The following is a 26,542-nucleotide window of genomic DNA, read 5'->3' on the forward strand; positions in this document are numbered from 1 at the left end:
GTTCCCAAGATCGGCCTGTACTTCGATGCGTATTTCGAGTGCGGTTTTCGTCATTTGGGCGGCTGCAAGCCGGTCGATTGCAACCAGTCGCTCAGGTGAGTGCCCGTCTCAGCAACGCCAGCTCGCCTAAGCAAGCTTTCGCGTTCATGCTCCAGCCGGAAAGTGACGGTCCTGCTCTTTACCGCCGCGCGGTCAAGGAGGCCAAGAAACAGGCGCACCTGCTCCAACTGATCGGGATCGCAAGGCGTGGCTCCGGATCGCGCGGGAAGATCCCGTCCACTCCGAGGGCCAAGGCGAGGAAGCCAAACCAAAGGACTAACTCGCAGCGTCCACCATACCCGTCGAGGGGGTATTTCTGCTGCAATGCCCGCCGCACACCCCAATGAGGTAGTAGCGAGTTTGCCGCGACTCTAGCTCGCTCCGACGCTACTGCCGCTCTCTTCACGATCGGCGCTGATCCAGATCACCCTGTTCGGCGCCGCGCTGACCAAGCCGCGCTCGCCGGCTGGCGGGTCGGAGGAACGATTCAATAAAGCGTGAGTTCGCTTTCAAACAAGAACGACAAGGCAGCGAAGCCATGACACGATCCCTTGAGGAATTAAGGCGCGAGTCCGAGCGGAGCCGGGCGCAGCTTGCAGCGACTGTCGATCGCTTGAGAGAGCAGATCAGCGATACCACAGAAGACCTCCGCCACAAGGTCTCGCCCGAAGCCATCAAGTCTGAACTCTCCGAGTTTGTCAGCCGCAAAACCCAGGGCTGGCTCGACAGCCTCAAGCAGCGAGCCCTGGAAAACCCGCTGCAGGCGATCGCGGCTGGGACTGCGGTTGCCGTGCCGGCCCTGCGGCTGGCACGGGGCCTCCCGCTTCCCCTCCTCATGATTGGCACGGGCCTCGCCCTAACTTCGAAGACCGTGCGGGCCGGCGCAGCGGAGGCAGCGGCTCCGACGGTCGAAACGGTCAAGGAAGTGGCGGGTGAGGCTGCCGAACGTGTCCAGTCTTTTGGCGAGCAGGCCACCGACATCGCAGGGGAGGCTCAAGCAGGGGCGGCCGGAATGGCCGACGACCTGAAGGATCGGGCGGCGCGGACCACGGATAAAATGAGGGCCGACATCGATGCCGCCTCGGAAAGCGCGAAAGACAAGATCGAGCAAGTTCGCTCGACCGTTTGCGACAAGGCGGCCGCGGCTCCGGAAACCGCCCGGCAGATGATCCATGACAATGCTGCCCTGATCGCTGGCCTGGGGGTTGCGATCGGCGCAATCATCGCAGCTTCCCTTCCTGACACCAAGGCGGAAGCTGCCGCAATCGGTAAGGCCAGCGATAGTGCCAAGCGCGCTGCCGGAAAGGCCGCCCAGTCCGGATTCGAGACTGCAAAGGATAGTGTGCTCTCTGCGGCCGATGCTGCCGCAAAGAGCGTGTCCCAGGCGGATCTCGGCAAACACGCCAGTCGCATGACCCAGGATATGTCCGAAAAATTGAAGGAAGCGGCCGACGATATCGTCACGGCGGCATTCAATCCTTCTCGAACCGAAGAGAAACCGTCATGAGCGAATTTGATACCCATTTCCGGCAAGCCGCTTCTCAGGGGCAGGACGAGGCCTCGCCGCAAAATTTCAAGGATCAGATCGCCGATGCAGGCGCCGATGTCAGGCAACGCGCAGGTGATGCGCTGCGGGCTTCAACGGACGCCGCGCGCGACAAGTTCAAGGAGGCGGCCGACGTTGCCGCGGACGTGGCGGAGGGAGCGGCGGATCGCTTCCAGGACAAGGCCGAGGAGCAGCAGCGCTCCGGAGCGGATTTCGTAAACCGGCTCGCGGGAAACATCCGGCAAGCCGCCCATGCATTTGACAACGATGCGCCCTTTGCCGCGCGCGGCATCAACTCCGCCGCCGACTACGTCGAAGACGCGGCCGAGAAAATCCGCAATGGGACCTTCCGCGATCTCGTCGATGGGACGTCCGATTTTGCGAAGCGCCAGCCCGCCGCTTTCCTTGGACTGTCGGTCCTCGCGGGCTTCGCAGCCGTGCGTTTCTTTCGAGCCTCTGGCAAACCGACCTCATCCTCACAAGACGAGGATGCGTCATGAGCACCCAATCCGACCTTCGGACCATCTCAACCCTCTTGGGTGATGCGCTTTCTCAGTTTGCAAAGCTCTTCCAGAACGAAGTCGATCTCGCGAAAGCCGAGCTCGGCGAGAACGTTCAGCAGGTTGGTTGGGCGGTCGGCTTCTTCGCAGCCGGGGCGGTCCTGGTTGTTCCTGCGCTCGTCATGGCCCTGTTCGCGCTGTCGGCCGCCTTGATCGCTAGTGGCTGGTCGCAATCGATTTCCTACCTTGTCTCAGCAGTGGTTGCCGCGGTGTTGGCGGGCGTCCTGTTTGCGGTGGGCATGAACCGCCTTGACGCCCGGAAGCTGGCGCCTCGCGAAACGATGCGGCAGCTCGAAAAGGACAAGGACACCGTGAAGGAAATGGTCCGATGACTGCTACCGAAGTCAATTTTATGCAAAACCTCAGGGAAGCGGTTCGCGAGAATCCGCTTGCTGCTGCCCTCATCGGCGGCGGTGCGCTGTGGCTCTTGATGGGCAACGAGAAGCTGAAGAGCGCGGCGACAGCACCGCTCGCCAACGTCAGCGCCAATCTGCGGTCGAACGCATCCAAATTCACGAACAGTCCGCCGACTGCCCCGGAAATGGATCACAGATTGTCGCAGCACGTTGGCGACGCCCTGCGCGAGAGCACGAGAACCGCGACGGACGCTGTATCGGGCGCTGCAGACACGGTCAAGGACCGGTTCGACGAAGGCGTCGCTTACGCGCGGGAGAATTTCACCAAGGTAAGTGAGGCGCTGCCTCGGAAGGAGACCATTGCACAAGTGCAATCGTCTTTTTCCGACCTGATCGAGAGACAACCGTTGATGCTCGGCGCCATCGGTTTGGCCCTCGGCGCAGCCGTCGCTGGCGCATTCGCCACATCGGATCTCGAAGACAAATGGGCCGGCGAAGTCAGCGACAAAGTAAAAGAGGATCTCAACGCGCGCGCCGGAGCCGTTTCACAAAGCGTCCGCGAGGCCTCCGACACGCTTAAAGCCGAACTCGGTGACGTCGGATCCGAAGCCTTAGAGCGTCTGCAGGAGACAGGCCGTAGCGCTATGGATGCAGTGCAGGGGAAGGTAAGCGCAGCGCACCTCGAACCGAGCGGCGCGCCGAACCGCGACAGCGACGTTCGCATAGTTGGCCAACAAAATTGACATCGGTCCTTTAAGGGAGAAAGCCATGAGCCGCGGAATGCCATCCTTGACGGCTTTGCTGGGTCTGCTCGCTATTGCTGGCTACCAGAACAGGGACAAGCTTGCGGAAATTCTCAGCGGAATCGGATCTGGCAACCAGACCAGTGGACAGCCGCAAGCCGGGTCGGGCGGAGGCCTGCTCGGCAACCTATCGGGCATGCTGGGCGGCGCTGGCGTGGGCGGTCTATTGAATAGCGGGCTTGGAGAGCTCCTCGACCGATTCAAGCAGAATGGCCAGGGGGATGCCGCTCAATCGTGGATCAACGACGGGCCGAACAAGGACATCTCGCCGCCTCAGCTCAAGCAAGCGATTGGACCGGAGATCTTAGCTGCGCTGGAGCAGCAGACCGGCCTTCCGCAGGAAGAGCTGCTGGCGAGGCTTTCGCGTGAGCTTCCGGCGGCCGTGGACAAGTACACGCCCGGTGGCCACCTGCCCGACCGGAATGCATAACCTTCCAGGAATCGCGAGGAGCACATGATGAGTGTGATATGGACGATAATTATCGGCTTTGTCGCGGGGGTCGTTGCCAAGTTCATCATGCCTGGCGACAATGAGCCGTCGGGATTTATCCTCACGACCGTCCTTGGCATCGTCGGGGCATTCGTTGCAACTTTTCTTGGGCAGTCGCTCGGATGGTACCGCCCTGGGGAGGGAGCTGGGCTCGTCGGCGCGATCGTCGGGGCGATCATCGTGCTGCTGATCTACGGGTTTGTCGCCGGAAGGCGCAGGACCATTTGAGCAACTCTGCCGCACGTTCGCAGGAAGAGGTGGACGCGTTGATTGTAGGCGCGGGCCCCGGTGGGCTTATGACCGCAATCTACCTTGGCAGGTTCAAACGAAAGGTCGCGATCATCGACGCGAACGCCAGCCGTGCAGCGTTGATTCCCGAGAGCCACAACCTGCCAGCATTTACACACGGAATTTCGGGTGTCGAATTGCTCGCGCGCATGAGGGAGCAGGTGGCGGCACTCGGCATTCACCTTGTCGAGGGCAGGGTAGATACCCTCTCCAAAGAGACGGGCGGCTTCGTTGCCTCTGTCCGCGGCACCAACATTCGAGCAACCAAAGTCGTGCTCGCGACCGGTATCGTCGATCGACATCCTCCCATGAAGGACTGGGTGAGTGCCGTCGCGCAGAGCCTGCTCCGTTATTGTCCGATATGTGACGCCTTCGAGTCGTGTGGCAAGAGGATAGGAGTAGTCGGGCCGCTGGATCATGCCATCGGCAAGGCGCGGTTTCTTCGCGGATTCACAGAGGAGGTCGTGCTCATTCCAATCAATGACATCCAGGAGGGGAAGGGCTCGTTGGTTGCCAAGACGCACGAAGCAGAGGTGCAAATCACGGCAGCCTTGGCGCGCCTTGAAACGCGTGACGGCCAAATTGTTGCACGGTTGGTCGACGGTTCTTCGGCTGAATTCGACGTGATCTACGCCGCCATGGGGAGCGAGGTTCGTTCGGAGCTTTCGCTTGCGTTGGGAGCAGATCATACAGCGGAAGGATTTTTGACCGTGGATCAGAAGCAGCAGAGCACGATCAGCGGTCTCTACGGCGTTGGCGACGTCGTCAGCGATTTGCACCAGATATCCGTCGCCTTCGGGCACGCTGCCGTCGCAGCCTGCCACATCCATAATGAGCTGCCGCTGAACTATTCGTAGATGCCCGCGGGTATCTAAGTCTAGCCCCCGGCCGGCAATACTATTCCGCCTGCTCGAGCGCGGCGGGCATTCTTGCTACCGACATCAGCGATCGGGCGACCTGGTTGAGTAGCTGATCCGAATTCTCTTCTTCGGCCAGCGACTTCGACAACAACGCGACGACGGCGCTGTGGCGAAGTTGCTGGGCGAGGTTTTTCGCTGTCGTGTAAGCGGAGATCTCATAGTGCTCCACATGCTGCGCCGCGCCGATCAGAGCGAGGTCGGCGGCCGCGTCCTCCTTCTTTCTGCCCTCGGCGATGATTTCCTGGCCTTCCTCGACAAGCCCCATCATGCCCTTGCAAGGTTTCGCGCGCGCGGACTTGCCGAGCCGCTCGAAGCACTCATTGATACGCTTCACCTGATTTTCGGTCTCAACGAGATGTTGCTCGAACAGCTCACGGAGCTGATCGAAGCGAGCTGCCTCCGCCATCTTCGGGAGCGCCTTGGTTAGTTGCTTTTCTGCGTGCAGGATGTCGCGGAGCTCATCGACCAACAGGTCACTCAGGCCGGCCTGCTCGCTCGGGGACGAACTCTCCGCGACGATCGCTGTCGAGACGTCGGGGTCGGCCTGAATCGCCGGGGATTCCGTGAAGACCCAGCCGTTTCCTTCATTCCATGGCCCGCGGGCGTCGATCTCGCCGTGGTCGCCCGTGCCGGTGGAATCGTTGAAGAACTGATCGACCAGCCCGGGCGTCGGCGCGATGCGGCCGATGCTGAAGGCCGGCTTGCTCATGCTCTCGAGCGCCAGCGCGAAGGCCTTCATGTGGGTTATCTCGCGGGTCATCAGGAACTGCAAGGCATCCTTGCTGCCGGCGTCGTCGCAGAAATTGATCAGCCGCTCATAGACGATCTTCGCGCGCGCCTCGGCGGCGATGTTGCTCCGAAGATCGACGTCGAGCTCGCCGGTGATCTTCAGGTAGTCGGCCGTCCAGGCATTGCCTTGGGAATTGAAAAGGTTCACGCCACCGCCGCCCGCGATCGCAATCAGGGGATCGGCTTCGGCCGCCTGGCGATCGAACTTCGCCGGCTGAAGGTGCATGCGGGCGAGGGTGCCCACGATTTCGAGATGACTCAGTTCTTCGGTGCCGATGTCCATCAGCAGGTCTTTGCGGTCCGGGTCCTCGCAGTTCAGACCCTGGATGGAATATTGCATCGCGGCCGCGAGCTCGCCGTTGGCGCCGCCGAACTGTTCAAGAAGCATGTTGCCAAAACGAGGGTCCGGTTCGTCGACGCGGACAGTGAACATCAGCTTCTTGACATGGTGATACATGGAAGGCCTCGGAGTGAGAGGGGATATCAGCCCGAACATTGGTCGCTGGCGTTGGTTCCTACTCACGACGGATTTGCCCTTCCGGCGATTTGCGCCGAGACCGGCCGGCGGTCGCGAAGAGTAGCGCAGAGTTCGACGGGAACATTGGCCCTGGAGGGAATGGTGAGAGTACCTCAGGGACACAGCTCAGTCGTCGCGGGTGCCATAGCCACGGCGCATTTCAAGGCCGGCGACGAGATTTTGAAGAATACTTTTGCGAACAACGGATTCGAGCACTTCCGACCTATAAGTCGCCGTTGACGTTCGGTCCAACGGCCGGGATGGATCCGGCCCGCGTGCCGCTCGAACCTCGCTGACGGAGGAAGAGCGCATGAGCGCCTGGATCGATGTCAATCTCGTAAAGGTCACGATGGAGTACGTGGGCACGAGCGACAGGCCGCGTCAGTACGTCCCAACATTTGATCGGATCGCCGAGTGGGAGTCCGGCGGTGGCAAGCGGCAGAACATACCAGCCGCTGGCTGACGGCACCATCCGCCCGAAGAGTGGCGGTCCGCCCATCCTCTGCAGAGCCGGAAGCCGTCAGTCGCTGCGCGCTGCTCCAAGCGTGACAGCCATTCTGGCGCCCGCGCCCCCATCAGCTTCGGCGAACCGGTCGTAGTATCGCGCGCAGTCTGATGTTCCATCTCCGCGTCCAGCTCGGCTCCGATCAGAATGACGATGGCGGAGATCCAGAGCCAGGTCATAAAGCCGATCACTGCGCCGAGCGAGCCATAGGTCTCGTTGAATTTCCCGAAACTGGACGCATACCAGGAGAACAGGGCGGAAGCACCGAGCCAGAGCACCGCGGCTGCAGCGCTGCCCCAGGTGATCCAGCGCCAGCGCCGCGCCTCGCGGCTCGGTCCGTAACGATAGATAAGTGCCAGCGCCACCGGGCAGGAATCCGGAAACCTGGGCCAGATGCCCGGCGATGGCGGTCGGATCCGAGAACAGGCCGTAGATCGCGACCAGAGCCGCGAGCGCTGGAAAGATCGCCAGCAGGCTGTAGTAGGTCATGCCCGCGGCCAGCGCCAACATCCGGTGCTCGGAGATGTTGGAATAGACCCACAGCAGAATGTCCTTCCATCCGCGCGCCGGGATCTCGGAGGGCGAACTCGCCTGCCGGCCGCGGTCGCTATCGCCTGCCGTTTCGGGGAGCAGCCGTGTCTCGGGACCCGTCTCGCGATGGATTTCTTCCTCCGGGGATTTCGACAGGGCGGCTTTCTTCCGGGATCAGTACGGCAGTCAGGGCCGCTGCCATCAGAAGAGCCACCCCCGAGATGATGGGTCCACCTGTCCGGCCCAGCCGACCGTTCTCGCTCGCCGGCTACAACGTGTCTTCCAATCTTGGCCGCAGTCGTCATTGGCTCGGCGCGGCCCAAGACTGCCCCTTCGGGCAACCGCCGTCATGGCGGAACGTTCCGTTCCTCCGACCCACAGCTAGGCTGGCGGTCAGCTGGCGTTTGAGAAGCTGGGCAACGCGGTGACGAGCTGAGTCAGTGCGAACGGCTTGGTGAGAAGGATGCTGTGGGCCAGGCCGAACCTGGCCCGGTCCTTCGCAGCCGTTCCGGTCATGTACACCACGCGAGCGAGTCCCAGCTGGTCATAGCGCCACTGAGGTTTACGTCGGTCACGAGCGCCCGGAATATGGCGTCGTCGCCGTTGAGAAGCGTGACCGCGTACTCCGCGGAGGAAAGGACTTCCGGAACGAAGCCAACTTCAATCGGTGCGTCCTCCAGCATCTGCCGCACCAACAGGTCATCCTCCGCGATCAAGGCGTTGTTCAATCGCTGTCTCTCGCTCGAGAGTCTACGCGGCAGTGGTCGGCCATGGCGCGAATTGTCGGCTCCCGCTTCGCTTTGCGCGCCCGGATCTCGACCAAAGGACAAAGGGAGGACCTTGTCGGCAGGTGACGCGTTGGAAGGGTACTTACCTTTCCGATCCTTTGAGACATGTTCAAAATAGCTAGCTTGTCAGCAAGGCGCCTTAGCCGTAGGCCAGGCTTTCCGGTCACTGTCCGGCCGACCAGATCGGATGTCGTCGTCGCGCGCTCTATCGCCCGCAACACCGCGCCGGCTCCGGAACTGGTGGCCCGCGCCCTGACCTGGGGCGCCGACGAGAAGGTTCTGCTGGCCCTGGCAGCCGTCGGGTGGCTTGCCTCCCGCGGGTGCGCGACGCCGCTGCGGCGCGCAGGTAACCACGCTTTGCTCGTTACAGTTGCTGCGTCACTGCTGCCCCATGGTTTGAAACTTGTGTTTGAGCAAACCCGGCCAGACCGTCGAACGGTGATTGGGCACGTCCACGGCGTCCCCATTTCCGGCAAACGAGAGGATGCTTTTCCCTCAGGCCACGCGCTGCATATGGGGGCGCTGGCATCGGGGGCCAGCGCGTTGCCGGCTGGCCCCCGGCGGGCGTTTCTGGCGCTTGCGGCCGCGCTGTCGCTGACGCGCATTGTGATCATGGCGCATTGGGCGAGCGATGTCGTGGCCGGCTTCGCGCTTGGCGCGGTGCTTGAACGGGCCCTCCGGCTGTGGACCGGCTACCCGAACGGCGTTTCAACGGAGGACGATCATGCCGACTCTTGAAGACCTGAAGGGATACGTGGAGCGCGCAACCGGTTTACAGCGTCCCGGGAAGCGCAAGGTTATGGATCTCGAGCGGGTGCGAAAACCTCACACTGTCAGGTTCAGGGATGACGGTCTCGTCCCGAACCATCCGCGATGGCCGCTCATTATCTATCGAAACGCTGTCGCTTTCGATAACCGCCTGGATGCCGCGGCGGTGATCGAAGACTTGTTTGAAGCGAACGGATGGGGAGACACCTGGCGGGACGGCATCTACGACTACGTGCATTACCACTCCAGGATCCATGAGGTGCTCGGCGTCGCGCGCGGCAAGGGCCGCGTTCGGTTCGGCGGCAACAAGGGGAGGATCTTCACGCTGAAGGCTGGCGACGTCGCGGTTCTCCCCGCCGGCATGGGCCATCAGGGCCTTGCAGCGGATGATGAGTTTCTCGTCATCGGGGCCTACCCGCCGACCGGCACATACGACGAGTGCACGACCGTTGAAGACCGTCCGCGAGCGCTAAAGACGATTCTAAAGGTGCCGCCACCGCGCAAAGATCCGGTCTACGGGGCCGGCGGGCCGCTCGCCAAACTCTGGAAGCGAGCGAAATGACCGAGTACGTCATCCGCTTCCTCCTCGGGGGCGCCGTCGTATCAGCCTTCGCGATGCTCGGAGACCTTCTGCGCCCCAAGAGCTTCGCCGGCCTGTTCGGAGCAGCGCCCTCGGTCGCGCTCGCCACGCTTGGAATCGCGGTGTACCAGCACGGGGGCAACTACGCCGCCTTGCAAACCCAGGCGATGATTGCGGGAGCGATTGCGCTCGCCATCTACAGTGTGGTCGTCTGCCATCTGCTTGTCCGCGCAAAGCTACGAGCAGTGACGGCTACGTTGCTGTCACTCGTTGCTTGGCTGGTCGCCGCCTTCGGGCTGGTCATCTTCGCTGGAGTTCAGACGTGAGCCCGATCCGGTTTTCGCCGTCATCTCTCAAGGAAGGCCGCTGGTACGAATATCTGATCCGCTTCGCACTCGGCGGCGCTGCGACCGTCTTTACTGGCCTCGTCAGCAGCCGCTATGGAGCAGTCATCGGTGGCGTTTTTCTTGCCCTTCCAGCCATATTCTGCGCGAGCGCAACGCTGATTGAGAAGCATGAAATCCGCCGCAAGCGCGAAGCGGGTCTCGCTGGTGAGCGCCGCGGGCAAATGGCGGCCGCCGTCGATGCTGCTGGCGCTGCGCTCGGTGCGCTTGGCATGCTGGCCTTTGCGGTCGCATTTTCTTTGGCGGCGGACATCAGCATCGCGGCGGCCTTCCTGGGCGCATCATTTGCGTGGCTCGCTAGCTCGGTGGTGGCCTGGTACGTACGGCGCAAGACGCGCTCAGTGCGGAGTGCGCGGACCAAACAAAGAGCTAAGGACACCCCGATTTCGCGAAGCCACTGAAGTTGACCTTACGAGCTTGGCATGACGCGACCGCAAGTATTCGAGCCGCCCCCGATCGGGATGCCGTTGCCTTGCAACCGGCGACGGGGGAGGAACCGTGGCCAGTGGCGCGTGTTGGTTTAAGCCGCTTAGTTGCTCGTGGCTTGTAAGGCTCAGGATGGCGGACGAAAAGAACACTGGCATCGCCGCTCACGGCGCCTCTCGCCTCCCGTGGGTCGAGATCGACAGCTTCAACCTCGAACTGAAAGATGAGGAAGAATTCTTAGGCGATCGCGCCAGCAAGGGGGCCTTTCGAGAAACTCTCGAAACCTGGCGAAAGCCGTTGCGCAAATCCGGCGAAGACCCATTCGGGAAGGAACGTTCTGAAGACGTCAGCAAGAAAGAGCTCGACGCTGCCCTCGGCGGCGACGACCCTGACGCCTCAGTAGTCGTCCATAGCGCCGTTGAGGACTTCGCACAGGAGCTCGCTCAGGTAACGCGCCGCTTCCTCAATACCAGGGCCTGGGACAAAACCGAGCGCATCGTCGTGGGTGGCGGGCTTCGGGACAGCCGGCTTGGCGAACTCGCCATCGCACGCGCCGAAATCCTCCTCAAAGCCGACAACTTCAAGCTCGAGATGCTCCCGATCCATTGTCACCCAGATGACGCGGGCCTTATCGGCGCACTATATCTCGCTCCTTCCTGGATCTTCGAAGCTCACGATTCCATCCTTGCCGTTGACATCGGAGGCACGAACATCCGCTGCGGCGTCGTGGAAACACGCCGTAAGAAGGCGCCGGATCTCTCCAAGGCATGCGTGTGGAAGTTCGAGTTATGGCGGCATGCCGACGACGAGCCGTCCCGTGAGAACGCCGTGAAGCGGCTGGTCAAGATGCTCAAAGGACTGATCGCGAAGGCGGAAGACGAGGGTTTCAAGCTCGCGCCGTTCATCGGCATCGCGTGCCCCGGCGTCATCAAGAGTGACGGCTCGATCGAGAAGGGCGCGCAGAACCTGCCCGGAAACTGGGAGAGCAGCAGGTTCAATTTGCCGGCCAGTCTCGTCGAAGCGATCCCTAAGATCGGCGAGAACGACACGGTCGTCATCATGCACAACGATGGCGTTGTGCAGGGACTGTCGGAGGTCCCATTCATGCAGGACGTAAAGAGTTGGGGCATACTGACGATCGGCACCGGCCTCGGCAACGCCCGCTTTACAAACCGAAATGGGCGCGAACGCTGAAGCTATGGCGAGAACGCTACGGAAGGCCCCCAACAGGCGAGCAAAGGTTAAGCTGCTGAAGGTTGCCCTTGAGTACGAGCAGCTTGTTCTCCGCTCCGAGAAAGCGCAAGCGCGACCTGAAACCAGCCAGAATGCGGTGCCAGCGCCATGAGAACAGTCGACGAATACCTTCAGCTCTCGCTGCACTACAGAAAAGCAGCTGCAAGCACCGCCGACATACACGCGCGCTACCAACTTGAAATGCTTGCCCGGAGTTATATGACGCTGGCTGAATCTACGCGGGTTTTGGAGCAGACAGCGCCCGATCTGAGTCAGGACAAGTAAGGCCGCGGCAAAATAGGGCAAATGTCCTGACGCAAACCGTGGAAGTTTGGATCTGGCCAGTACCCCGGCCGATCTTGCAGTGCCAGGCTGTTCCTTCTCTCGGCGAGGACCCGCGACGATCAGTATCTCGCGCTCGGTTCAAAGAAGTCGACTTACCGCTTGTTAGCGAGGTTTCAACGAAGGAACCCTGCGAACTTCGCGGATTTATCACGAGATGCAAGGATTTTGCGCTCGGCGGAACGCACGCGTTCGGTAGCAGACGGCGTCGCTGGCTCAAACTACGAAGAGGGCGCAGACGCTCACCCGATCCCACAGAGTTGAAGGAGGCACGTGGTGACCCAACCGACTGAAAAGGAAATTGAGAAGCGCGCCTATGAGCTATGGGAGCGAAGCGGCAAACCCGAAGGCAGGGAGGAAGAATTCTGGCGGTTGGCGGAGCAGGAGTTGCGAAACGAGGACAAGTCATCTCCCCTCCGCACCCCAGACAGCCTGTAAACAGAGAAGAAGCGCTTAACCGGATGTCTCATTCCGCAGCAGCCGAAACCATATTGCTGTACTTTGTGCTGCCTCTTTGGTTACTGGCCGGCTTTGCTGATTACCTTTGCCATCGCGCTTCTCGGATTGAGACGACGAGCGGCTATAAGGAAACCCTGCTTCATCTGTTGATGTTGATCGAACTGGCGATACCATTGCTGGCGGCATTTTTTTTGGAAATCAACGCTCTCATTATTGCGGTAATGATCGTCGGTTTTGTTACGCATCAGCTGACAGCCCTCTGGGATACAACATTCGCCAGCCATAAGCGGCGCATCACGCCGATCGAACAGCAGGTCCATAGTTTTCTTGAGCTGATTTCTCATGGCGATGGTTATCGTCATTATCTTGAACTGGCCACAATTCCTCGGCCTTTGGGGGCTGGGATCTGAGCCCGCACGTTACGAACTCGTTCTGAAGCGAGAGCCATTACCTTGGGCATACGTGGCGACGTTCTTGTTCGCAGTCCTGCGGTTTGAGGTCCTTCCGTACATGGAGGAATTCGTTCGAGGCTTACGGTCGCGGAAGAGGGCTTAACTCCGAACGCGGAGGACCATCAATGAAGATTGCCGTCATCGGAGCGACAGGACTGTTGGGTTCCGCTATTGTGGCTGACCTATCCTCGCAAGGCCATTCAATTGTTTCGATGAGTAGAAGCGCCGGAATCGGGTGTCCGGGCGCGGTCTCGATCGATCTCAACGAGGCAACGTCGCCCTCTTACTGGCTGCCCCATCTCGACGGCGTAGAAGCCGTAGTGAATTGCGCCGGGGTGCTCCAAGATAGCCCAAAAGATTCCACGTCGATGGTCCATCATCGGGGGATTGCGAATCTTTTTGCCGCCTGCGAGCAACTCAAAATCCGCCGCGTCATCCATTTCTCCGCAATTGGCGTAGACCGGCAAACCCCCAGTGCGTTTTCAGAAACGAAGTTATCTGGCGACAAGGCTCTGATAGCGCGTGACCTCGATTGGATCATCTTGCGGCCGTCCGTCGTAATCGGTCGAGCGGCCTATGGGGCTAGCGCGCTCATGCGAGGCTTGGCGGCCCTCCCAATGCTGCCGGTGATGCCGAATACGGGACAGCTCCAGATAGTCCTGCTTGAGGACGTCGTTCGAACCGTGCAGCATTTTTACAGTCCGGAGCGCCCACACGGACAGTTGTCGAACTGGTCGGCCCGCATCGCCATTCTTTCCTCGAAGTCATTGCATTGATCCGGGGTTGGTACCGCTGGCCTCCAGCGCACGAGATCCGTTTGCCGAACTTTGTTTCGATCGTAATGTACAAATTCGGTGACACGATTTCGCTGTTGGGCTGGCGGCCTCCGGTACGAAGTACTGCCGAGCGAGAGATCAGGCGAGGGGCGGTTGGCGATCTTGAAGGCATGCAGCGGCTTGGGCTGCGTCCAAGAGGCCTCCCGGAGTTCTTCGCCTCCGAACCAGCTTCAGTGCAGGAACGCTGGTTTGCGCGGATGTATTTGCTCAAGCCAGCAATATTTATTGTGTTGTCTCTATTCTGGATCTCCACCGCCTTTGTCTCCCTTGGTGTCCGGGCTGGGGCTACGATATGGGTCTCACGGGCGAGGGCGGCGTCGAAGGAGCCAGCGCGGCGCTCACGGTGATCGCCGGCGCATTATCCGACCTCGTGATTGGACTCGCCATTGCTTATCGGCCAACCAGCCGGTACGGACTCTACGCAGCCATCGCTATCTCCTTCACTTACGCGATCATCGGGACCATACTTGTGCCCCGCCTATGGGCCGATTCTCTGGGGCCGATGCTGAAAATCTGGCCGATTATCATCCTGCATTTCGTAGGGCTTGCTGTTCTTGATGATCGATAATGCTGTACTTCGTTCTCAAATACTTACATGTCGTCGGCGCCGCGGTCCTGCTTGGCACAGGATCCGGCATAGCGTTTTTCATGCTTGCAGCTCACCTCGGCGGAAAACCCTCCGTTATCGCGGGCGTTGCCCGAATCGTTGTGTTTGCGGACTTTATCTTCACAGCCACTGCCGTCGTTGCACAGCGAATCACAGGCTCGCTGCTTGTGTTGCACGTCGGCTACTCCTTCTGGGAAGGATGGATCGTTTGGTCGATGGTGCTGTATGTCATCACGGGGGCACTTTGGTTGCCCGTCGTTTGGATGCAAATGCGCCTTAGGGATCTTGCCTCAATCGCGGCGACAAAAGGCTCGTCTTTGCCTCCTGAATATCACCGGATTTTCTGGCTGTGGTTTGCCTTCGGCATTCCAGCTTTCATCGCCGTGGCCGCTATAGTCTGGCTGATGATAGCCAAACCTCAACTTGCTTTGTTTGATGTGGGAGTGATTGCCGAGCTATCCTGGACGCTCAAGTCAGTTGCGTAGGGTAGGCACGCGAGAGTGGAGTGGTCGCCGAGGCAAGGCGCAGGCAGGCCGGAGCATGGTCGAGTGCTAGGAGAGCATACCTGTTAGCTCGCCAATCATCTTCAGGAGCGCCTGGTGCTCGGGTGCACCCTTATTGTTGGCTAGAAAATCTGCAAGTGCGACTTTTGTAACGTGTCCCCCAGCAAGTGCATTCGCTTCATGTAAAACGAATACTCCCTTGCCGTCCTGACAAAGCCACCAGCTATCGCCGTTTTCACTTTGATGGATCTTGCGTTGTCGGCTCAGGGACATAGAGATCTCCCACTTGGCCAACCAGTTCAACGGAAATGCGTTCCTAACGGCGGCAGCGTGTGATCCCCGGTGGCTTTCAGTGCTTCATGTGACCTTTAATTCGACAGGGCACAGCCGTATAGGAGCGAACTGTTCATCGTTTCTGCCGCTCCCAGCTACAAGAAAACGGCTCCCGCAGTCGAAGGACGGAAGTTCAATGCGAGAGCCAGCTGCGCTGGCTGCGCGGTACTCTTAGGAACGAACGTCTCTCGCCGGAAATTGAAGAGCCGCCCAGATTGGGTGCGTTGCTGGTCTCGTCAAGGAGTCTGCTTTCCGCGAGAGTAGGGATGCGCCGCCAAGAATCCGCGCCTGTTTCGAATGAAACGTGGTGGCGTACGCGGTCGTGTACGAGATCGCCGTGATGTCTTTTCAGGACAGTAACGGCGACGAGCAAGGGGACCTGGTCGGCCTTCTGCAGCGTGTCGACTACTTGGCTTGGCATCGGCGCGGTATGGCTGACGGCTATCCTACAAGAGTCCCAATCACGACTTCGGCTATGACATTGCCGATTTATGCTCGGGTGATCCCCGTTTCGGCAAGCTGGAAGATGTCGACAACGTGCTACGTGCCCTGCATGATTCGGGCATCCGGCTCATTCTCGACCTTGTCCCCAATCATACCTCCGATCAGCACGCCTGGTTCGCAGAAAGCCGCGCCTCGCGCGACAATCCGAAGGCGGATTGGTAATTGTGGGCGGAACCCGGTGCCCACGGTGGTCCGCCGAGCAACCGGCTTAGCCGCTTCGGAGGAAGTGCTTGGGAGTGGTGTGAGGAGCGCCGGCAGTTCTACTACCATTCATTTCTGCCGAGTCAGCCGGACCTGAATTGGCGAAACCCCGAGCTCCGGGAAGCGATCGCGGCTGTGATGCGGTTCTGGTTAGAGCGCGGTGTCGATGGCTTCCGGGTTGATGCCAGCGCTGTGTTGATCGGATGACCTGCTGCGCGACAATCCGCCTGACCCGGAGGCCAACGACAAGACGCCGCCCCTCAGGCCAGCAGGCTCGTGTTTACGGACGACAGGCCGGAAGCGATGCACTGCATCAAATACATCAGGGGCGTTTCTGGACGAGTTGCAGGGCAGACGGATCGGATCGGCCATTTCTACGGAAACAGCAAGCCGCGCCTGCACCTGCCATTGAACTTCGCACTGCTTGACTCGGAATGGCGCGCGATCTCGCTTCAGGCTACGATCGATGCCTATTTCAATGCGCTTCAGCAAGGTGCCTGGCCGGCCTTCGTGATCGGCGGTCATGACAAGCACCGGGTCGCCAGAAAGGTGCGGCAGGCTCAGGCTCAATTCTTGCGATGCTGTTAATGACCATTAGAGGGACGCCGTTTCTCGCCGGGGATGAGATGGGCTCCGAGCAGGTGCAGATTCCATAGGAGAGGACCCAAGACCCCTTCGAAAAGCTCATGAAGGGATTTGACCTCGGTCACGACCCCGAGCGGGCACCCTTGCGTCGGGATGACACGGAGGGAAGCGGATTTGCCGGTGGCAAACCCTGGTTGCCGTTAAGCCGGGATCGCACCCGCAATATCAAAGGACAACAGAGCGATCGGAATTCGCTCTTGAACCTCTACCGTGAACTCATTGCATTGCGTCGGGAGGAGCCTTGCCTGTCGCAGGGAGAGTATCTGCCACGCCGCGCAAAGAACGACGTCTTTTCGTTCGGGCGCAGGATGAACGATACGGAAATCCTCGTTGGAGAACCACGGCTTTGGGAGCGGGAAGGCTGCGGCGTCCGATTGTTATCTACCGGGCTAGACTGCAAGCAGGAGAAGGTAGCGGGAGACCGATCCACCTGAAGCCGAACCAAGGAGTCATCGTCAAAGTAGGTCGTTGAGCCCGCCGTGGAGCCGACGGTCAGGCAATTGAAATTCCGGCAATGCATGGACCGACCAGAAGATGCGCCTCAGCGCTTTTCGCGGCGTCCCCGCATGCTGTCGTGAAAGAGGTTCTGAGGACAGATATGATCGGGGGAGACGCTGTCCGCTGTGGCCAAGTGGTGCAATCCCGCCGACCCTCCCAATGGAACCCGTTTTCCGCCCTCCCGTTGGCCCTCTTTGAGAGGATGCGTCATGAACGTGCGAGATGAATATACGCAATCGCTCTGGATGGATGTTCCGGTAGTCCAAGCTCCCAGCCTGTCGGGATCCGAGCGGGCGGACGTGGTTGTGGTCGGTTCTGGCATTGCGGGGCTGTCGGTGGCCTATGAGCTTGTTAGCCGCGGGCGTTCCGTGATCGTGCTGGATCGCGGCAGCATCGGCAGTGGCATGACAGCGCGCACGACCGCGCATCTCGCTACGGCGCTGGACGACTATTACAAGGAACTCGTTAGCGTGCGCGGCGAGGAATGTGCGCGCCTCTATTACCAGAGCGTCATGGCCGCCATCAGCCGAGCCGAAGCAGTCCAGGATCTCGAAAACATCGACTGCGATTTTTGCCGGATCGACGGTCTCTGGGTCCCGGCACCGGAGACACCGAGGTCCCTGCTTGATGAGGAACTCGAGTGCTGCCAGCGGCTCGGAATTCCCGTCGAGGACCGCATGGCGCCGACGCCGTTTCACTCCGATGGCATGGTGCGTTCGTTGCGCTTCCCCGGGCAGGCGCGCTTTCATCCCATGAAATATCTCGCGGGTCTTGCAAGCGCCCTGCAGCGCGCCGGCGCAAAACTTTACGCCGACAGCTGTGTCGAGAGCATCGAGCAAGCTGGACGATATCGTGGTGAAAGTTTCGTCCGGGCACGAGGTGCGGGCCACCGACGTAGTGGTTGCGACGAACTCTCCGGTCAATCTTGAAGTCGCTATTCACACCAAACAGGCGCCGTATCGCACTTACGTCAACGTGGGGAAGCTGCCGGGCGGCGTGCTGGCCGACGCGCTCTATTGGGACACGCTCGATCCCTACCATTATGTCCGCCTGCAGCCGCTCTCTACCGATGAGGTTCTCGTGATCATCGGCGGTGAAGACCACAAGGCCGGCGAGGCTGATGACGGCGAGCAACGCTTTGCGGTCCTGGAGCACTGGGCGCGCGAACGATTGCCCGACCTGGGTGCGATAACCCATCGCTGGTCGGGACAAGTCCTGGAGCCGATAGATTTCGTCGGCTTCATCGGCCGCTCGCCGGACGAAGAGCATGTTTTCATTGTCAGCGGCGATTCCGGGCAAGGCATCCCCAACGGTCTTGTCGCCGGCATCCTGATCGCGGACCTGATCACCAGCGGCTCCAATGCGTGGGAGGACGTCTACTCGCCGGCACGGAAGATCTACAAGAACCCTCGGTGAATACATCAGCGAGAACATCACGCCGTTGAAAAATTTCGCGGAGTATCTTTCGGCGAGCGAAATCGCTTCCGTCGAGCGGCTGCGTTCTGGCGAGGGCTGTTTGGTGCGTAGCGGATTGCAAAAAGTCGCAGCATGCCGGGACCAGAAAGGACAGCTGCACTTGCATTCCGCCAGCTGCACGCATCTGGGGTGCGTTGTGCACTGGAATTCACTGGAGCAATGTTGGGATTGCCCCTGTCACGGATCGCAGTTCGCACCAGATGGCACCGCGCTCAATGGACCTGCAGTATCTCCACTTGCCGAGCTCGAGAAGCCGGCGCACCACCAGGCCGCGGAATAGCTCCGGTCGGCCACTGCAGGAACTCTAGTGGCGGAAGCCTGGTGTCTCCGACCATTGTTCTGGTGCTAAGGGCGGATGAACCCCTTAGTGAAAGGCCCTCGAAAAACGGGGCCTTTTTAGTGCCGCCTTTTGGTGAGTGATTAGCAGTACCATGCCTCTCGGAACCTTTGACGAAAGGCGCTGTTGGCTCGTGTACAAACAAGGAGGAATCCATGCCGGGCCAGAATAAGACACTTGAAGACCTCTTCCTGGAGACCCTCAAAGACATCTACTACGCCGAAAGGAAGATACTCGTTGCGTTGCCGAAATTGGCAAAGGCCGCGAGTTCTGACCAACTGCGCGCTGCATTTGAAAAACATGCCGGCGAAACCGAGGGGCAAGTTCAACGTCTGCAGCAAGTTTTCAAGATGATGAAGCAGGCTCCCAAGGGCAAAACCTGCCCGGCGATCCTCGGGTTGGTCGAGGAAGGCGAAGAAGTGATGGAGGATTTCGAAGATTCTCCGGCGTTGGATGCGGGCCTTCTCTCGGGTGCTCAGGCGGTTGAGCATTACGAAATATCGCGTTATGGCACGTTGATTGCCTGGGCTGAGCAGCTGGGTATGAAGCAGGCAGTCCAGCTCCTCGAGCAGACGCTTGAGGAAGAAAAGAAAACGGACGCTGTGCTAAACAAGCTGGCGCAAGCCGCGATAAATCGTAAGGCGGCTTAGTCCCCAGTCAGCTGGCCCGCTCCTGGGCCAGCCCAGGTGGCGCACGCGTCGTCGAGGCGGCATAGCTGTGCCGTGTCCTTCTCTGTGGGGCGCCAACCCGATTGAACCCGCTTGGCGTGGTGCTGGCAGTGGCCGAAGTTCTTCAACCGCTGCTGGTTACCTTTGCCAAAGGGCAAGCGGGCAACAAACCGCTGATGTTAGCGCTTGCCACTGCCGAAATAGCGGCATCGATACAGTTGCAGCTCTCGCTAAAAGGTGAGAGCCGCCGCTGTCCCCGCCAAGCGACGATCTCGCAAATCCTAGAGTATTCAGTCCTCACAATGTCACCGGCCGTCTCGGCATCGGCAAGAAAACCGGGAGGGAGCTGCGGAACAGCGGTCCCCTTCTGCCGCTATTTCTTGCCCTCGCCGACCGTAGGGGCGGGCTTTTTGTCGAGATCCTGCGCCATCTCAAGGTGATGCTTCAGCGCGCGCAGGGTCTTACCGGCCCAACCCTTGAGGTCTGCGTTGTCGCCGCCCTTTGCGTAACGCTCGAACAGGTCGACGGCATCCTTATGAGCGCTGACCTGCATCGAATTGAACTCGGAGCTGAAGTCGTTACCGTTGGCACCGTTGAGCTTGTCGAGCTTGCTTTGATGCGATGAATCGAGCGTGCTGGGCAGTTCGGCTTTCACCTTGCCGCTGGAAACCAATCCCTTCAACTCAGTGCTGGTTTTGGTGTGGTCCGTTACCATCTGGGAAGCGAAGGTCTTCTCCGCCTCATTGCCCTTCTGTTGTGCGAGTTTGCTGGATTCGATTTCAAACATATCCGATATCGCGACCTGCTTGACAAAATCCACCGTCGAGGGGCTGACCCCGAGCACGGAATTGATGCCGGCCTTCTCGCTGACGGATTGCGCCAGTCCCGGCGTCGCCAGCAAAATGCACGCGATTGCTAGTACGGTTCGTCTCATGTGTATCTCCATCAGCTTGCGGTCTTTCAGTTGACGCCCTTGCGAAGCGCCAGGTGATGACGCGCGAAAAGAGAACTTTCCGAGGTGTTCGCACTGCGGCAGGGAAGTTCTGTTTTTCCATAGCATCTTTGATTCTAAGCAAAACGCTTACACGCGCGTCTATCCCTACTCCTGCGGCAAGTTGATCTGGCAGACTAAAGTTCCTCCCGTTGGTTGGCCTGCTGTGTAGGTTATTTCCCATCACCAGCCAGGCTCTGCCCGTAGGCGTTGGTGGCTGAGAGACCGAGCGCGCTCCCGCCTGCACAAAAAGGGAGGCGCGTAATGGAACACGCGCAGCGCATTGAGGCGATCCAGGCTCGCATGGCTGAGCAAATCGAGACTATCGCACGAGCCGTTTGCGAGGATAAGGAGCCGCTGACCGCCGAACTAGTGCTTAGGGCGCTCGCTACCCAGATGGCGCATGAAGACGCGCGTCCAGCCGGTGTGGTCCTAGTTAAGGCGCGCGAGAAAATTAGGACAGCTTGTGCTGGCGCACTTCCCCAGTCGTCATATTCAGCGTCGGAATATGCTCAGGGGGTAGCTGTCGCTAGCGCGTGAGGTCGCAGCGAGCCAGATTTGGACCCGCCGTCATCGATCGTCACGCGGACTAGATGAACCTCGGTCGCCTGTTGCATAAGCAATAAAAGCGGCATCGAGGGAATCGTTTCAAAAATCTTCACATAAGCTAGTGCTGCAACCTGGAATGGGACACTGCTCCTGACACGCTTGAGTAAATGCGGAGATCAAGACCGGAGCGCAACCTGTTTGCATGTTCAGGCTCACTCATCATGACGGTGTCGAATACAGCTTCATGGGTTGGCGGCGATATCGTTCGTAGCGCTCATCGTAGGCGTCGGCGCCCTGTTGATCGGATGAGCCTGTCATCTCATAGATGATCCAACCGCCTTGGCCTCAGCGTGTACCCCCTCGCTGGGGCCGTTCTTTATGTTGGCATGTCGGCGCGGTTAGGCGAACAGGTCTTTGCCCGGCTGCAGCATCCGCACAAACGTCCCGCTCTCATGGTACTCGAGCCAGCCCTGATCCTTGGCGTACTCCAAGCCGGCCCAGTACTCAGCCGGCGTCGCCTTGTCCTGGTACAGCATCGGATAGTTGATCTTTGTAGATCCGGCCATCCTGTACGGGCTCGAAAGCCGCGCGTGCTCCATGATCCTGCGGGCGGCCTTCTCGGGGGTTGGAGTAGGGGCGGTCGCCGATGTATTTCATCGCCTGTATGTTTAGTCCGCTGATCGAGGCAGCTTCACATAAACACTACAAATTACAGCGATTGCGATAGGGTTTAGGCCCAAGACGATGATGCCCGAACGATATAAGATTTCAGCCATGGCGTGCCCCTGTGCGGTCGGCAACTCAGCTTTGGCTAAGAGACTTATAGCATAAGTTGCGCCAAGAGCGCGTGACCCAAATGAACTATCGATCCTTGTTGCGCCCGAAGCGCTCTTTCGCCGCGTCCTGGTTTTGGTGCCAGTGCTCGATGCTCTTCGGGCTCAGGCCGGAATAGAACCGCTCCCAAGCCGTCCGGAACGCGGCTTTGGCGCTCTCCAGATCGGGCCCGCCGGTCGCGTAGGGCGGCACGGGCAGCGGCACCGCGATGCTATAGGTCCAGAAGGGCGGGCTGCGCTCGGTTGCCAGCCTGATCCGGCCGATCGCCCGGTGGGGCGGAGAAACAATTCCATTAGGAATACGGCCGACGAAACGGCACTACCTCGCCATCCGCGGCGCGGATCACCACCCGGGCCAGCTCCATGACGGCAAAATCTTGGTCTTCGAACCTGTCCGCCACGCCCTGACGGTTCATTTCGTGGACGATCGCCTCGGCGACCTTCGTCAGGCGTGCAGTTTCAGCTGGGCTGTCTGTCAGGTGCATCAGGTCCGCATCTTTCGAAACGGGCACCAGGTCTACGTCTGCTGCGCGGATGACGATGTGGGCCACCTCAAGGGGATCGAAGCCCAGGTCGGCGACTCCTTCGGCGACACCTTGTCGATCCAGCTCAGCAACGATCGATTCAGTGACCTTCATCAGTCGCGCCGTTTCTGCAGTGAGGTCTACCATCGGCCTGTTCTCGAGCTTCGGGTAACCACGACCTTCCTCTCTGGTCTGATTCTAAATCTATGTCCGTTGGGGCAGGTGAGGTCAGATATCGCACGAGACGCAAACGCGGCCCCCTGAGCAGAAACGGTCACCGCAACATCACCGCAAACCGGGCACAGGTACTTTTTGTCCATAGGGACTGTCGGAGACGTCACGCTCATCGAACATCCCATCGTTGGGGTCATTCGACGGTTTCAGCGGCGGTGCTCGATAGCATACGCTACGCGCCGTTCGGCGATGGTACAGCAGGGGACCCGTAGGCATCGTGATCGGCGATGACGCTGCAACTTCCGTCCTCTCGGAAGAACAGGCAGTTGCCCGCGACTTCCAACCCCGGCCAATCCGAGATCGACGCATACTCACCACGCCACCTTAACGAAACGGCTCATGCATTCGCGCTGTGCCGGGATTATCGGCAACGGAACCTCCTTGGAAATTGTCGGCAGGAGCGCTCCTGTCCCATCCTCGCGCTCGATGGGCAGGGAATCGGCCGGACCGCTCTTCGGCGTCTCCGCCTGCCGCAAGCAGGCGAGCAGATCTTGCTTTCGGTCGGCCAGTGCCGCGCGTAACTCTGCGTCAAGCGCGCCAGCGGGGCGCTGCACTTAAGGCGCTCCCCTTCGATCCATACTCTGACGTTCCGCTCGCGGAGAATCGATAAAAGCCTGGCTGTTTCCATGTCAGGTGCCTGGCCTTGGGATAGCCCGACCTGAGCCGGGCAGACGCTATCCCAAGCTTTCTCTCGGCGAAGGGTTCATGATCAAGAGGGTCGCAATATAACCCAAAGGAGGGTGCCGTTCTACGCGAGCGGGTTTTTGTCCGCCTGCGTTATCCGCACGTAGCTCCCGCTCTCTTGGTGGATAACGAAGGCGGTCGGCCCGGCCGAAATCAGCAGCACGGGCGCCAACTGCCGGGAAAATGGCGCGCCAGCCGGGAAAGAGCTGGTGCCTGTCAAATTGAGTTGCGGCAATGGCGATGAGGGCGAGGCCAGAGAGAGCGCGCAGATCGGGCGCATTGATCGAGGCGTCAGGCGGTTCGAGAAGGCGGCCATCTTGTTCGCCAGGCCCGCGACCACCACCGCCCTTCCTTTTGAGAGCGCCGCGATACCGCTCGCGGCGACCGGACGCGGCTTCATCGTGAGAAGACGCAGCAAGGGCGAGGCAGTTGCGCTGATGGCGGCATCACACGAATGATCCGCGTTAGCTCACGATTGGTCCAGCCGTAGCTTCATCCAAACCGGCACGAGCTTGGATAGCGAGGCTTCGTTCTGCAGCCTGCGAGTCGAAGTATTCCTCAATCGAATAAACCTTGCCCCATCGCAACTTGAAGACGTGGACGCCCCTGTTCACATACGAGCTTTGGCCGTCAAGTAGCCTCGCGTTGGCCCGCCACTTGACGAACACTGTGGTATTCCATGGCCAACCCGTCACCTCGACCTGCTCAATATCTATGTGAAGCTTCGGGAAAACACGGCCCATGCGCTCGAACCACTGCTTCACCGATTGCTTTCCATGTCGCTCACCCCCCAGCGCATGATCTCCGGCAACCCAGTGATACGCGTTTGGTGTAAGGCCCTGTGCAGCATCATCCCAACGCTGGTTGTTGACATGATCGAAGCTCCTGCGGATCTCTTTTTTGACAATTAGACTGTAGACCATTGATGCCCCCTGTTGTTGGATGGCCGACGGCTCTGCAAAACGGATGGATACTTTCCAGATACTGAAAGCTGCTCCGGGTAACGACGGCGATCTGTAGGAAAAGCTGGCTGACGGGTGGCCACGCAGACGGCAGCGGCGCAATAGTCAGAGCCAGCGGCGAACCTCGGCCTTGTAGCGGCGGTAGTCGTCGCCGAACTTCGCTTCGAGATAGCGCTCCTCGCGAGCGATCACCTGCGCCTGGATCGCGATCAGCACCAACGGGAGCAAGGCGAAGGCGATCGGCCCGTCGAAGCCGATCGCAAGGCCGGCATAGATAAGCGCCATGCCGAGATACATGGGATTGCGGGTCCACCGATAAGGGCCGGTCGTTGCGATGATGGTCGTTGGCTGCGACGGCGGAACGTTGGTGCCCAGCCGCCGGAACAGCCCCGCCGCCGCAAGCACCATCGCCGCGCCGGCAACGAACAGCAGCGCGCCCGTCGCGACCAGCAACCGCCAGTCGATGCCGAAAGAGCGGAGGATGACGAACCGCTCCGCCGCCAGCCCCAACAGCAGCGCTCCCAGATAGACGAAGGGCGGAGGGAAGCGCACATCCGCGCTGTCCGGTTCGACCGCCATGCTCATCTCCAATCTGTGCTCTCAAACCACCATCGACTGCTGGGCGAAGATACCCGCCATCGCACCCTGCGATGATGCCTGGGTGACCGAGGGCAAGAAGGGCGTGGTGAGGTCGCCGGCGGCGTAGATGCCAGGCGTGCTGGTTTCGCGGCGCTCGTCGACCTTGAGGACGATGCCGGCGGGCGTAGCCACGGTGGCAAGGCCCAGCGATTCATGTAGGCTTGCGGACGGCTTGTTGCGAGGACTGGCGAACAGGATGTCGACCGCGACATTGCGGCCGGTATCGACATTGACGGTGGTGATATGGCCCTCATGATGGGCGATCTCGATGATTCGGCCAACGACGGCAGGTACGCTGCGGCGCGCCAGATCGGCCTGGACATCGGGCGGAATGTCGTGACCATCAGCGAAGAGCGTCAACTTGTCGGTCCAATCGTGGAACAGCCTGACCTGATTGTGCGACTGCGGGCCGGACCAGACGAGGCCCCAATGCTGGCCGGCGACTTCAAAGCCGTCGCAATACGGGCAGGGCACGATGGACGTGCCCCAGGTTTCGGCGTAGCCCGGAACATCAGGCATCTGGTCGGCGACGCCATAGCTCAGGATCAGACGACGCGCCCCAAAGCTTTCGCCATCGGAAGTGAGGACGTTGAAATCGTCGATGGCGCCGGAGACACTGTCGGCCCGGGCACTGACCAGCTTGATCGTGGGATAACGCGCCAACTGCCGTCGCGCCTCGGCCAGGATGCCTAGCGGGGGCTTGTGATCGTGGCCGAGCAGGCCATGCGAGTGGCCGGCGAAGCGGTTGCGCGGCAGACCGGTATCGAGAACCGTGACCTTGCGGCGGGCACGGCCGAGCTGCAGGGCGCCGGCGAGACCGGCAAAGCTGCCGCCGATGATGATGACGTCATCCATGGTGATGGGCTCCATTTGGAGGACAGGTTGAAACCTCCCCCTTTGGCTTGCATATTTCAGAAACTGCGTGGTATCGTAATTCATGAATTAGAATACTGTCAAGTACTGGAATTGTCGTGACCGAAAACAGCCAGGGCCGGCGCGGCCGACCCGCCAACGAGGCGCTTGGCCAAACGATCGTCGACGCCGCGCGCGAACTCTTTGTGGAGTTGGGTTTTCAAGCGACGACATTGGACAAGGTCGCCCAGCGAGCGAAGATATCTAAGCTCAGCATCTACAGACACTTCGAGAACAAGGAGGCGCTATTCGGCGCGGCCATGGCGGCCGGCTGCCATCAGTTGTTTGCACCACAGGCCCTTCTTGAAGGCGTCGACGGCTCGGTCGAAGATCAGCTCATGGCAGTGGGATCATCACTGCTTCGCACGCTGTTGAGATCAGACGTCCGCAGTCTCGAAGCCATGGTCATGGCCGACAAGACGAGTCAAAACTCGTTAAGCAAGCTCCATTTCGAAGCCGGCCCCGCCCATGTCATCGCCGAAATCGAGGCCCTGTTGCGTCAGTTGCATGCTAAGGCGGCTCTGAACGTGCCCGATCCTCTCCGGTCGGCCCGCTTGTTTGCTGCGCTTTTCAAAGGATCCGATCTCCTGATGATCGCACGCTTCGATCAGGCGAGAGCAGAGGACGACAACGAAATTGAATCCTATTGCCGGTCGGCCGTCGCCATGTTCATCGCCGCGCACGGTGGCAACGACCACGTGGGCGGATATTTGCCGGCCCAAAGGTCAAAAAACAAAATTTGAATCGTACGTGACCGAGTCGGCCAGCAGGTCAAAGGCCGGCCAGCCAATCACGAAAATTGACCAGTCG

General features: G+C 60.1%; 34 protein-coding genes and 4 pseudogenes. 24 read left to right on the forward strand and 14 right to left on the reverse strand.

Annotated features, from left to right (window positions below; translation table 11 throughout):
• Positions 1 to 577: 577 nt before the first annotated feature.
• The 7 genes from QA639_RS09315 to QA639_RS09345 all read left to right on the forward strand — a co-directional run bounded on the left by QA639_RS09315 (position 578) and on the right by QA639_RS09345 (position 4,939).
• Positions 578 to 1,546 carry a DUF3618 domain-containing protein gene (locus QA639_RS09315; RefSeq protein ID WP_283089614.1) on the forward strand — a complete coding sequence of 323 codons (969 nt, stop codon included), beginning with the start codon at positions 578 to 580 and terminating at the stop codon, positions 1,544 to 1,546.
• Entirely contained in the window at positions 1,543 to 2,085 is a 543-nt protein-coding gene (locus QA639_RS09320; protein WP_283089615.1) for a hypothetical protein, read from the forward strand. Before QA639_RS09315 ends, QA639_RS09320 begins: the two co-directional genes overlap by 4 nt.
• Entirely contained in the window at positions 2,082 to 2,477 is a 396-nt protein-coding gene (locus tag QA639_RS09325) for a phage holin family protein (protein ID WP_283089616.1), read from the forward strand. Before QA639_RS09320 ends, QA639_RS09325 begins: the two co-directional genes overlap by 4 nt.
• Entirely contained in the window at positions 2,474 to 3,244 is a 771-nt protein-coding gene (locus QA639_RS09330; protein ID WP_283089617.1) for a hypothetical protein, read from the forward strand. Before QA639_RS09325 ends, QA639_RS09330 begins: the two co-directional genes overlap by 4 nt.
• Before the next feature lie 25 nt (positions 3,245 to 3,269).
• The gene (locus QA639_RS09335) at positions 3,270 to 3,734 is read left to right on the forward strand and encodes a YidB family protein (RefSeq protein WP_283089618.1); all 465 of its coding nucleotides are present in this window, start codon (positions 3,270 to 3,272) and stop codon (positions 3,732 to 3,734) included.
• Between the two features lie 27 nt (positions 3,735 to 3,761).
• Positions 3,762 to 4,022 (forward strand): GlsB/YeaQ/YmgE family stress response membrane protein, encoded by a 261-nt coding sequence (locus QA639_RS09340; protein ID WP_028337221.1) that lies wholly within the window; start codon positions 3,762 to 3,764, stop codon positions 4,020 to 4,022.
• A 68-nt stretch (positions 4,023 to 4,090) separates the two neighbouring features.
• Positions 4,091 to 4,939 carry an NAD(P)/FAD-dependent oxidoreductase gene (locus tag QA639_RS09345; RefSeq protein ID WP_283089619.1) on the forward strand — a complete coding sequence of 283 codons (849 nt, stop codon included), beginning with the start codon at positions 4,091 to 4,093 and terminating at the stop codon, positions 4,937 to 4,939.
• A gap of 40 nt (positions 4,940 to 4,979) precedes the next feature.
• Here QA639_RS09345 and QA639_RS09350 read toward each other — a convergent pair whose 3' ends face one another.
• Positions 4,980 to 6,248 (reverse strand): DUF892 family protein, encoded by a 1,269-nt coding sequence (locus tag QA639_RS09350; RefSeq protein ID WP_283089620.1) that lies wholly within the window; start codon positions 6,246 to 6,248, stop codon positions 4,980 to 4,982.
• A 370-nt stretch (positions 6,249 to 6,618) separates the two neighbouring features.
• On the opposite strand from QA639_RS09350, the gene QA639_RS09355 reads away from it, so the two are divergent.
• A complete protein-coding gene (locus QA639_RS09355; protein ID WP_160321700.1) occupies positions 6,619 to 6,771 on the forward strand; it encodes a hypothetical protein in 153 nt (50 codons plus the stop codon).
• A 57-nt stretch (positions 6,772 to 6,828) separates the two neighbouring features.
• On the opposite strand, the pseudogene QA639_RS09360 reads toward QA639_RS09355, so the two are convergent.
• Positions 6,829 to 7,476: pseudogene (locus QA639_RS09360) on the reverse strand (YihY/virulence factor BrkB family protein).
• 380 nt (positions 7,477 to 7,856) lie between these two features.
• Positions 7,857 to 8,072, reverse strand: a complete 216-nt coding sequence (locus QA639_RS09365) for a hypothetical protein (RefSeq protein ID WP_283089621.1) — start codon at positions 8,070 to 8,072, stop codon at positions 7,857 to 7,859.
• A gap of 165 nt (positions 8,073 to 8,237) precedes the next feature.
• Between QA639_RS09365 and QA639_RS09370 the strand changes: the two genes are divergently transcribed.
• The 11 genes from QA639_RS09370 (at position 8,238) to QA639_RS09415 (ending at position 14,724) form a co-directional block, all read left to right on the forward strand.
• Positions 8,238 to 8,870, forward strand: a complete 633-nt coding sequence (locus QA639_RS09370) for a phosphatase PAP2 family protein (protein WP_038377906.1) — start codon at positions 8,238 to 8,240, stop codon at positions 8,868 to 8,870.
• Entirely contained in the window at positions 8,857 to 9,462 is a 606-nt protein-coding gene (locus QA639_RS09375) for a cupin domain-containing protein (protein WP_283089622.1), read from the forward strand. Before QA639_RS09370 ends, QA639_RS09375 begins: the two co-directional genes overlap by 14 nt.
• Positions 9,459 to 9,806: a DUF3147 family protein gene (locus tag QA639_RS09380; RefSeq protein ID WP_028337215.1), complete on the forward strand. Its 348-nt coding sequence runs from the start codon at positions 9,459 to 9,461 to the stop codon at positions 9,804 to 9,806. The genes QA639_RS09375 and QA639_RS09380 overlap by 4 nt, the downstream gene beginning before the upstream one ends.
• Positions 9,803 to 10,285: a hypothetical protein gene (locus QA639_RS09385; RefSeq protein ID WP_283089623.1), complete on the forward strand. Its 483-nt coding sequence runs from the start codon at positions 9,803 to 9,805 to the stop codon at positions 10,283 to 10,285. Before QA639_RS09380 ends, QA639_RS09385 begins: the two co-directional genes overlap by 4 nt.
• Positions 10,286 to 10,442: 157 nt before the next feature.
• Entirely contained in the window at positions 10,443 to 11,504 is a 1,062-nt protein-coding gene (locus QA639_RS09390) for an ROK family protein (RefSeq protein WP_283089624.1), read from the forward strand.
• A gap of 147 nt (positions 11,505 to 11,651) precedes the next feature.
• On the forward strand, positions 11,652 to 11,828 hold the full coding sequence (locus QA639_RS09395) for a hypothetical protein (RefSeq protein WP_283089625.1): 177 nt from the start codon (positions 11,652 to 11,654) through the stop codon (positions 11,826 to 11,828).
• Positions 11,829 to 12,161: 333 nt separating this feature from the next.
• Positions 12,162 to 12,323 (forward strand): DUF2934 domain-containing protein, encoded by a 162-nt coding sequence (locus QA639_RS09400; RefSeq protein ID WP_080667266.1) that lies wholly within the window; start codon positions 12,162 to 12,164, stop codon positions 12,321 to 12,323.
• Between the two features lie 23 nt (positions 12,324 to 12,346).
• Complete coding sequence (locus QA639_RS09405) at positions 12,347 to 12,754, forward strand: hypothetical protein (protein ID WP_283089626.1); 408 nt, start codon at positions 12,347 to 12,349, stop codon at positions 12,752 to 12,754.
• Between the two features lie 167 nt (positions 12,755 to 12,921).
• Positions 12,922 to 13,572 carry an NAD(P)H-binding protein gene (locus QA639_RS41725; protein ID WP_346283720.1) on the forward strand — a complete coding sequence of 217 codons (651 nt, stop codon included), beginning with the start codon at positions 12,922 to 12,924 and terminating at the stop codon, positions 13,570 to 13,572.
• Between the two features lie 352 nt (positions 13,573 to 13,924).
• Positions 13,925 to 14,200 carry a DoxX-like family protein gene (locus QA639_RS41730; protein WP_346283721.1) on the forward strand — a complete coding sequence of 92 codons (276 nt, stop codon included), beginning with the start codon at positions 13,925 to 13,927 and terminating at the stop codon, positions 14,198 to 14,200.
• The gene (locus tag QA639_RS09415) at positions 14,200 to 14,724 is read left to right on the forward strand and encodes a DUF2269 family protein (protein WP_283089627.1); all 525 of its coding nucleotides are present in this window, start codon (positions 14,200 to 14,202) and stop codon (positions 14,722 to 14,724) included. The genes QA639_RS41730 and QA639_RS09415 overlap by 1 nt, the downstream gene beginning before the upstream one ends.
• A gap of 66 nt (positions 14,725 to 14,790) precedes the next feature.
• Here QA639_RS09415 and QA639_RS09420 read toward each other — a convergent pair whose 3' ends face one another.
• Entirely contained in the window at positions 14,791 to 15,015 is a 225-nt protein-coding gene (locus QA639_RS09420) for a hypothetical protein (protein WP_283089628.1), read from the reverse strand.
• Positions 15,016 to 15,555: 540 nt separating this feature from the next.
• On the opposite strand from QA639_RS09420, the pseudogene QA639_RS09425 reads away from it, so the two are divergent.
• Positions 15,556 to 15,987, forward strand: a pseudogene (locus tag QA639_RS09425) (alpha-amylase family glycosyl hydrolase).
• Here the strand turns inward: QA639_RS09425 and QA639_RS09430 are convergent.
• On the reverse strand, positions 15,931 to 16,305 hold the full coding sequence (locus QA639_RS09430; RefSeq protein ID WP_283089629.1) for a hypothetical protein: 375 nt from the start codon (positions 16,303 to 16,305) through the stop codon (positions 15,931 to 15,933). The pseudogene QA639_RS09425 and the gene QA639_RS09430 sit on opposite strands and share 57 nt — an antisense overlap.
• Before the next feature lie 161 nt (positions 16,306 to 16,466).
• On the opposite strand from QA639_RS09430, the gene QA639_RS09435 reads away from it, so the two are divergent.
• The 3 genes and pseudogenes from QA639_RS09435 (at position 16,467) to QA639_RS09445 (ending at position 19,386) form a co-directional block, all read left to right on the forward strand.
• Complete coding sequence (locus tag QA639_RS09435; RefSeq protein WP_244481709.1) at positions 16,467 to 16,859, forward strand: alpha-amylase family glycosyl hydrolase; 393 nt, start codon at positions 16,467 to 16,469, stop codon at positions 16,857 to 16,859.
• 273 nt (positions 16,860 to 17,132) lie between these two features.
• Positions 17,133 to 18,679 (forward strand): annotated as a pseudogene (locus QA639_RS09440) (FAD-dependent oxidoreductase).
• A 212-nt stretch (positions 18,680 to 18,891) separates the two neighbouring features.
• The gene (locus tag QA639_RS09445; RefSeq protein ID WP_283089630.1) at positions 18,892 to 19,386 is read left to right on the forward strand and encodes a YciE/YciF ferroxidase family protein; all 495 of its coding nucleotides are present in this window, start codon (positions 18,892 to 18,894) and stop codon (positions 19,384 to 19,386) included.
• A 391-nt stretch (positions 19,387 to 19,777) separates the two neighbouring features.
• Here the strand turns inward: QA639_RS09445 and QA639_RS09450 are convergent, their stop codons facing one another.
• The 9 genes and pseudogenes from QA639_RS09450 to QA639_RS09485 all read right to left on the reverse strand — a co-directional run bounded on the left by QA639_RS09450 (position 19,778) and on the right by QA639_RS09485 (position 25,675).
• Entirely contained in the window at positions 19,778 to 20,338 is a 561-nt protein-coding gene (locus tag QA639_RS09450) for a DUF4142 domain-containing protein (RefSeq protein ID WP_283089631.1), read from the reverse strand.
• Between the two features lie 1,004 nt (positions 20,339 to 21,342).
• The gene (locus QA639_RS09455; protein ID WP_160321699.1) at positions 21,343 to 21,510 is read right to left on the reverse strand and encodes a hypothetical protein; all 168 of its coding nucleotides are present in this window, start codon (positions 21,508 to 21,510) and stop codon (positions 21,343 to 21,345) included.
• 295 nt (positions 21,511 to 21,805) lie between these two features.
• The gene (locus tag QA639_RS09460; protein ID WP_160321698.1) at positions 21,806 to 21,982 is read right to left on the reverse strand and encodes a hypothetical protein; all 177 of its coding nucleotides are present in this window, start codon (positions 21,980 to 21,982) and stop codon (positions 21,806 to 21,808) included.
• Between the two features lie 88 nt (positions 21,983 to 22,070).
• On the reverse strand, positions 22,071 to 22,448 hold the full coding sequence (locus tag QA639_RS09465) for a hypothetical protein (RefSeq protein WP_283089632.1): 378 nt from the start codon (positions 22,446 to 22,448) through the stop codon (positions 22,071 to 22,073).
• A gap of 448 nt (positions 22,449 to 22,896) precedes the next feature.
• Positions 22,897 to 23,163, reverse strand: a complete 267-nt coding sequence (locus QA639_RS41865) for a TubC N-terminal docking domain-related protein (RefSeq protein ID WP_428841148.1) — start codon at positions 23,161 to 23,163, stop codon at positions 22,897 to 22,899.
• A gap of 330 nt (positions 23,164 to 23,493) precedes the next feature.
• Positions 23,494 to 23,667: pseudogene (locus QA639_RS09470) on the reverse strand (SDR family NAD(P)-dependent oxidoreductase); the annotation flags it as partial.
• A gap of 16 nt (positions 23,668 to 23,683) precedes the next feature.
• On the reverse strand, positions 23,684 to 24,142 hold the full coding sequence (locus tag QA639_RS09475; protein WP_283089633.1) for a nuclear transport factor 2 family protein: 459 nt from the start codon (positions 24,140 to 24,142) through the stop codon (positions 23,684 to 23,686).
• 144 nt (positions 24,143 to 24,286) lie between these two features.
• Positions 24,287 to 24,760, reverse strand: a complete 474-nt coding sequence (locus tag QA639_RS09480) for a methyltransferase family protein (protein ID WP_283089634.1) — start codon at positions 24,758 to 24,760, stop codon at positions 24,287 to 24,289.
• 21 nt (positions 24,761 to 24,781) lie between these two features.
• A complete protein-coding gene (locus QA639_RS09485) occupies positions 24,782 to 25,675 on the reverse strand; it encodes an NAD(P)/FAD-dependent oxidoreductase (RefSeq protein ID WP_283089635.1) in 894 nt (297 codons plus the stop codon).
• A gap of 116 nt (positions 25,676 to 25,791) precedes the next feature.
• On the opposite strand from QA639_RS09485, the gene QA639_RS09490 reads away from it, so the two are divergent.
• The gene (locus QA639_RS09490) at positions 25,792 to 26,475 is read left to right on the forward strand and encodes a TetR/AcrR family transcriptional regulator (protein ID WP_283089636.1); all 684 of its coding nucleotides are present in this window, start codon (positions 25,792 to 25,794) and stop codon (positions 26,473 to 26,475) included.
• Positions 26,476 to 26,542 lie beyond the last annotated feature (67 nt).

The organism is Bradyrhizobium pachyrhizi, assembly GCF_029714545.1.
In the GTDB taxonomy this organism is placed as follows: domain Bacteria; phylum Pseudomonadota; class Alphaproteobacteria; order Rhizobiales; family Xanthobacteraceae; genus Bradyrhizobium; species Bradyrhizobium pachyrhizi.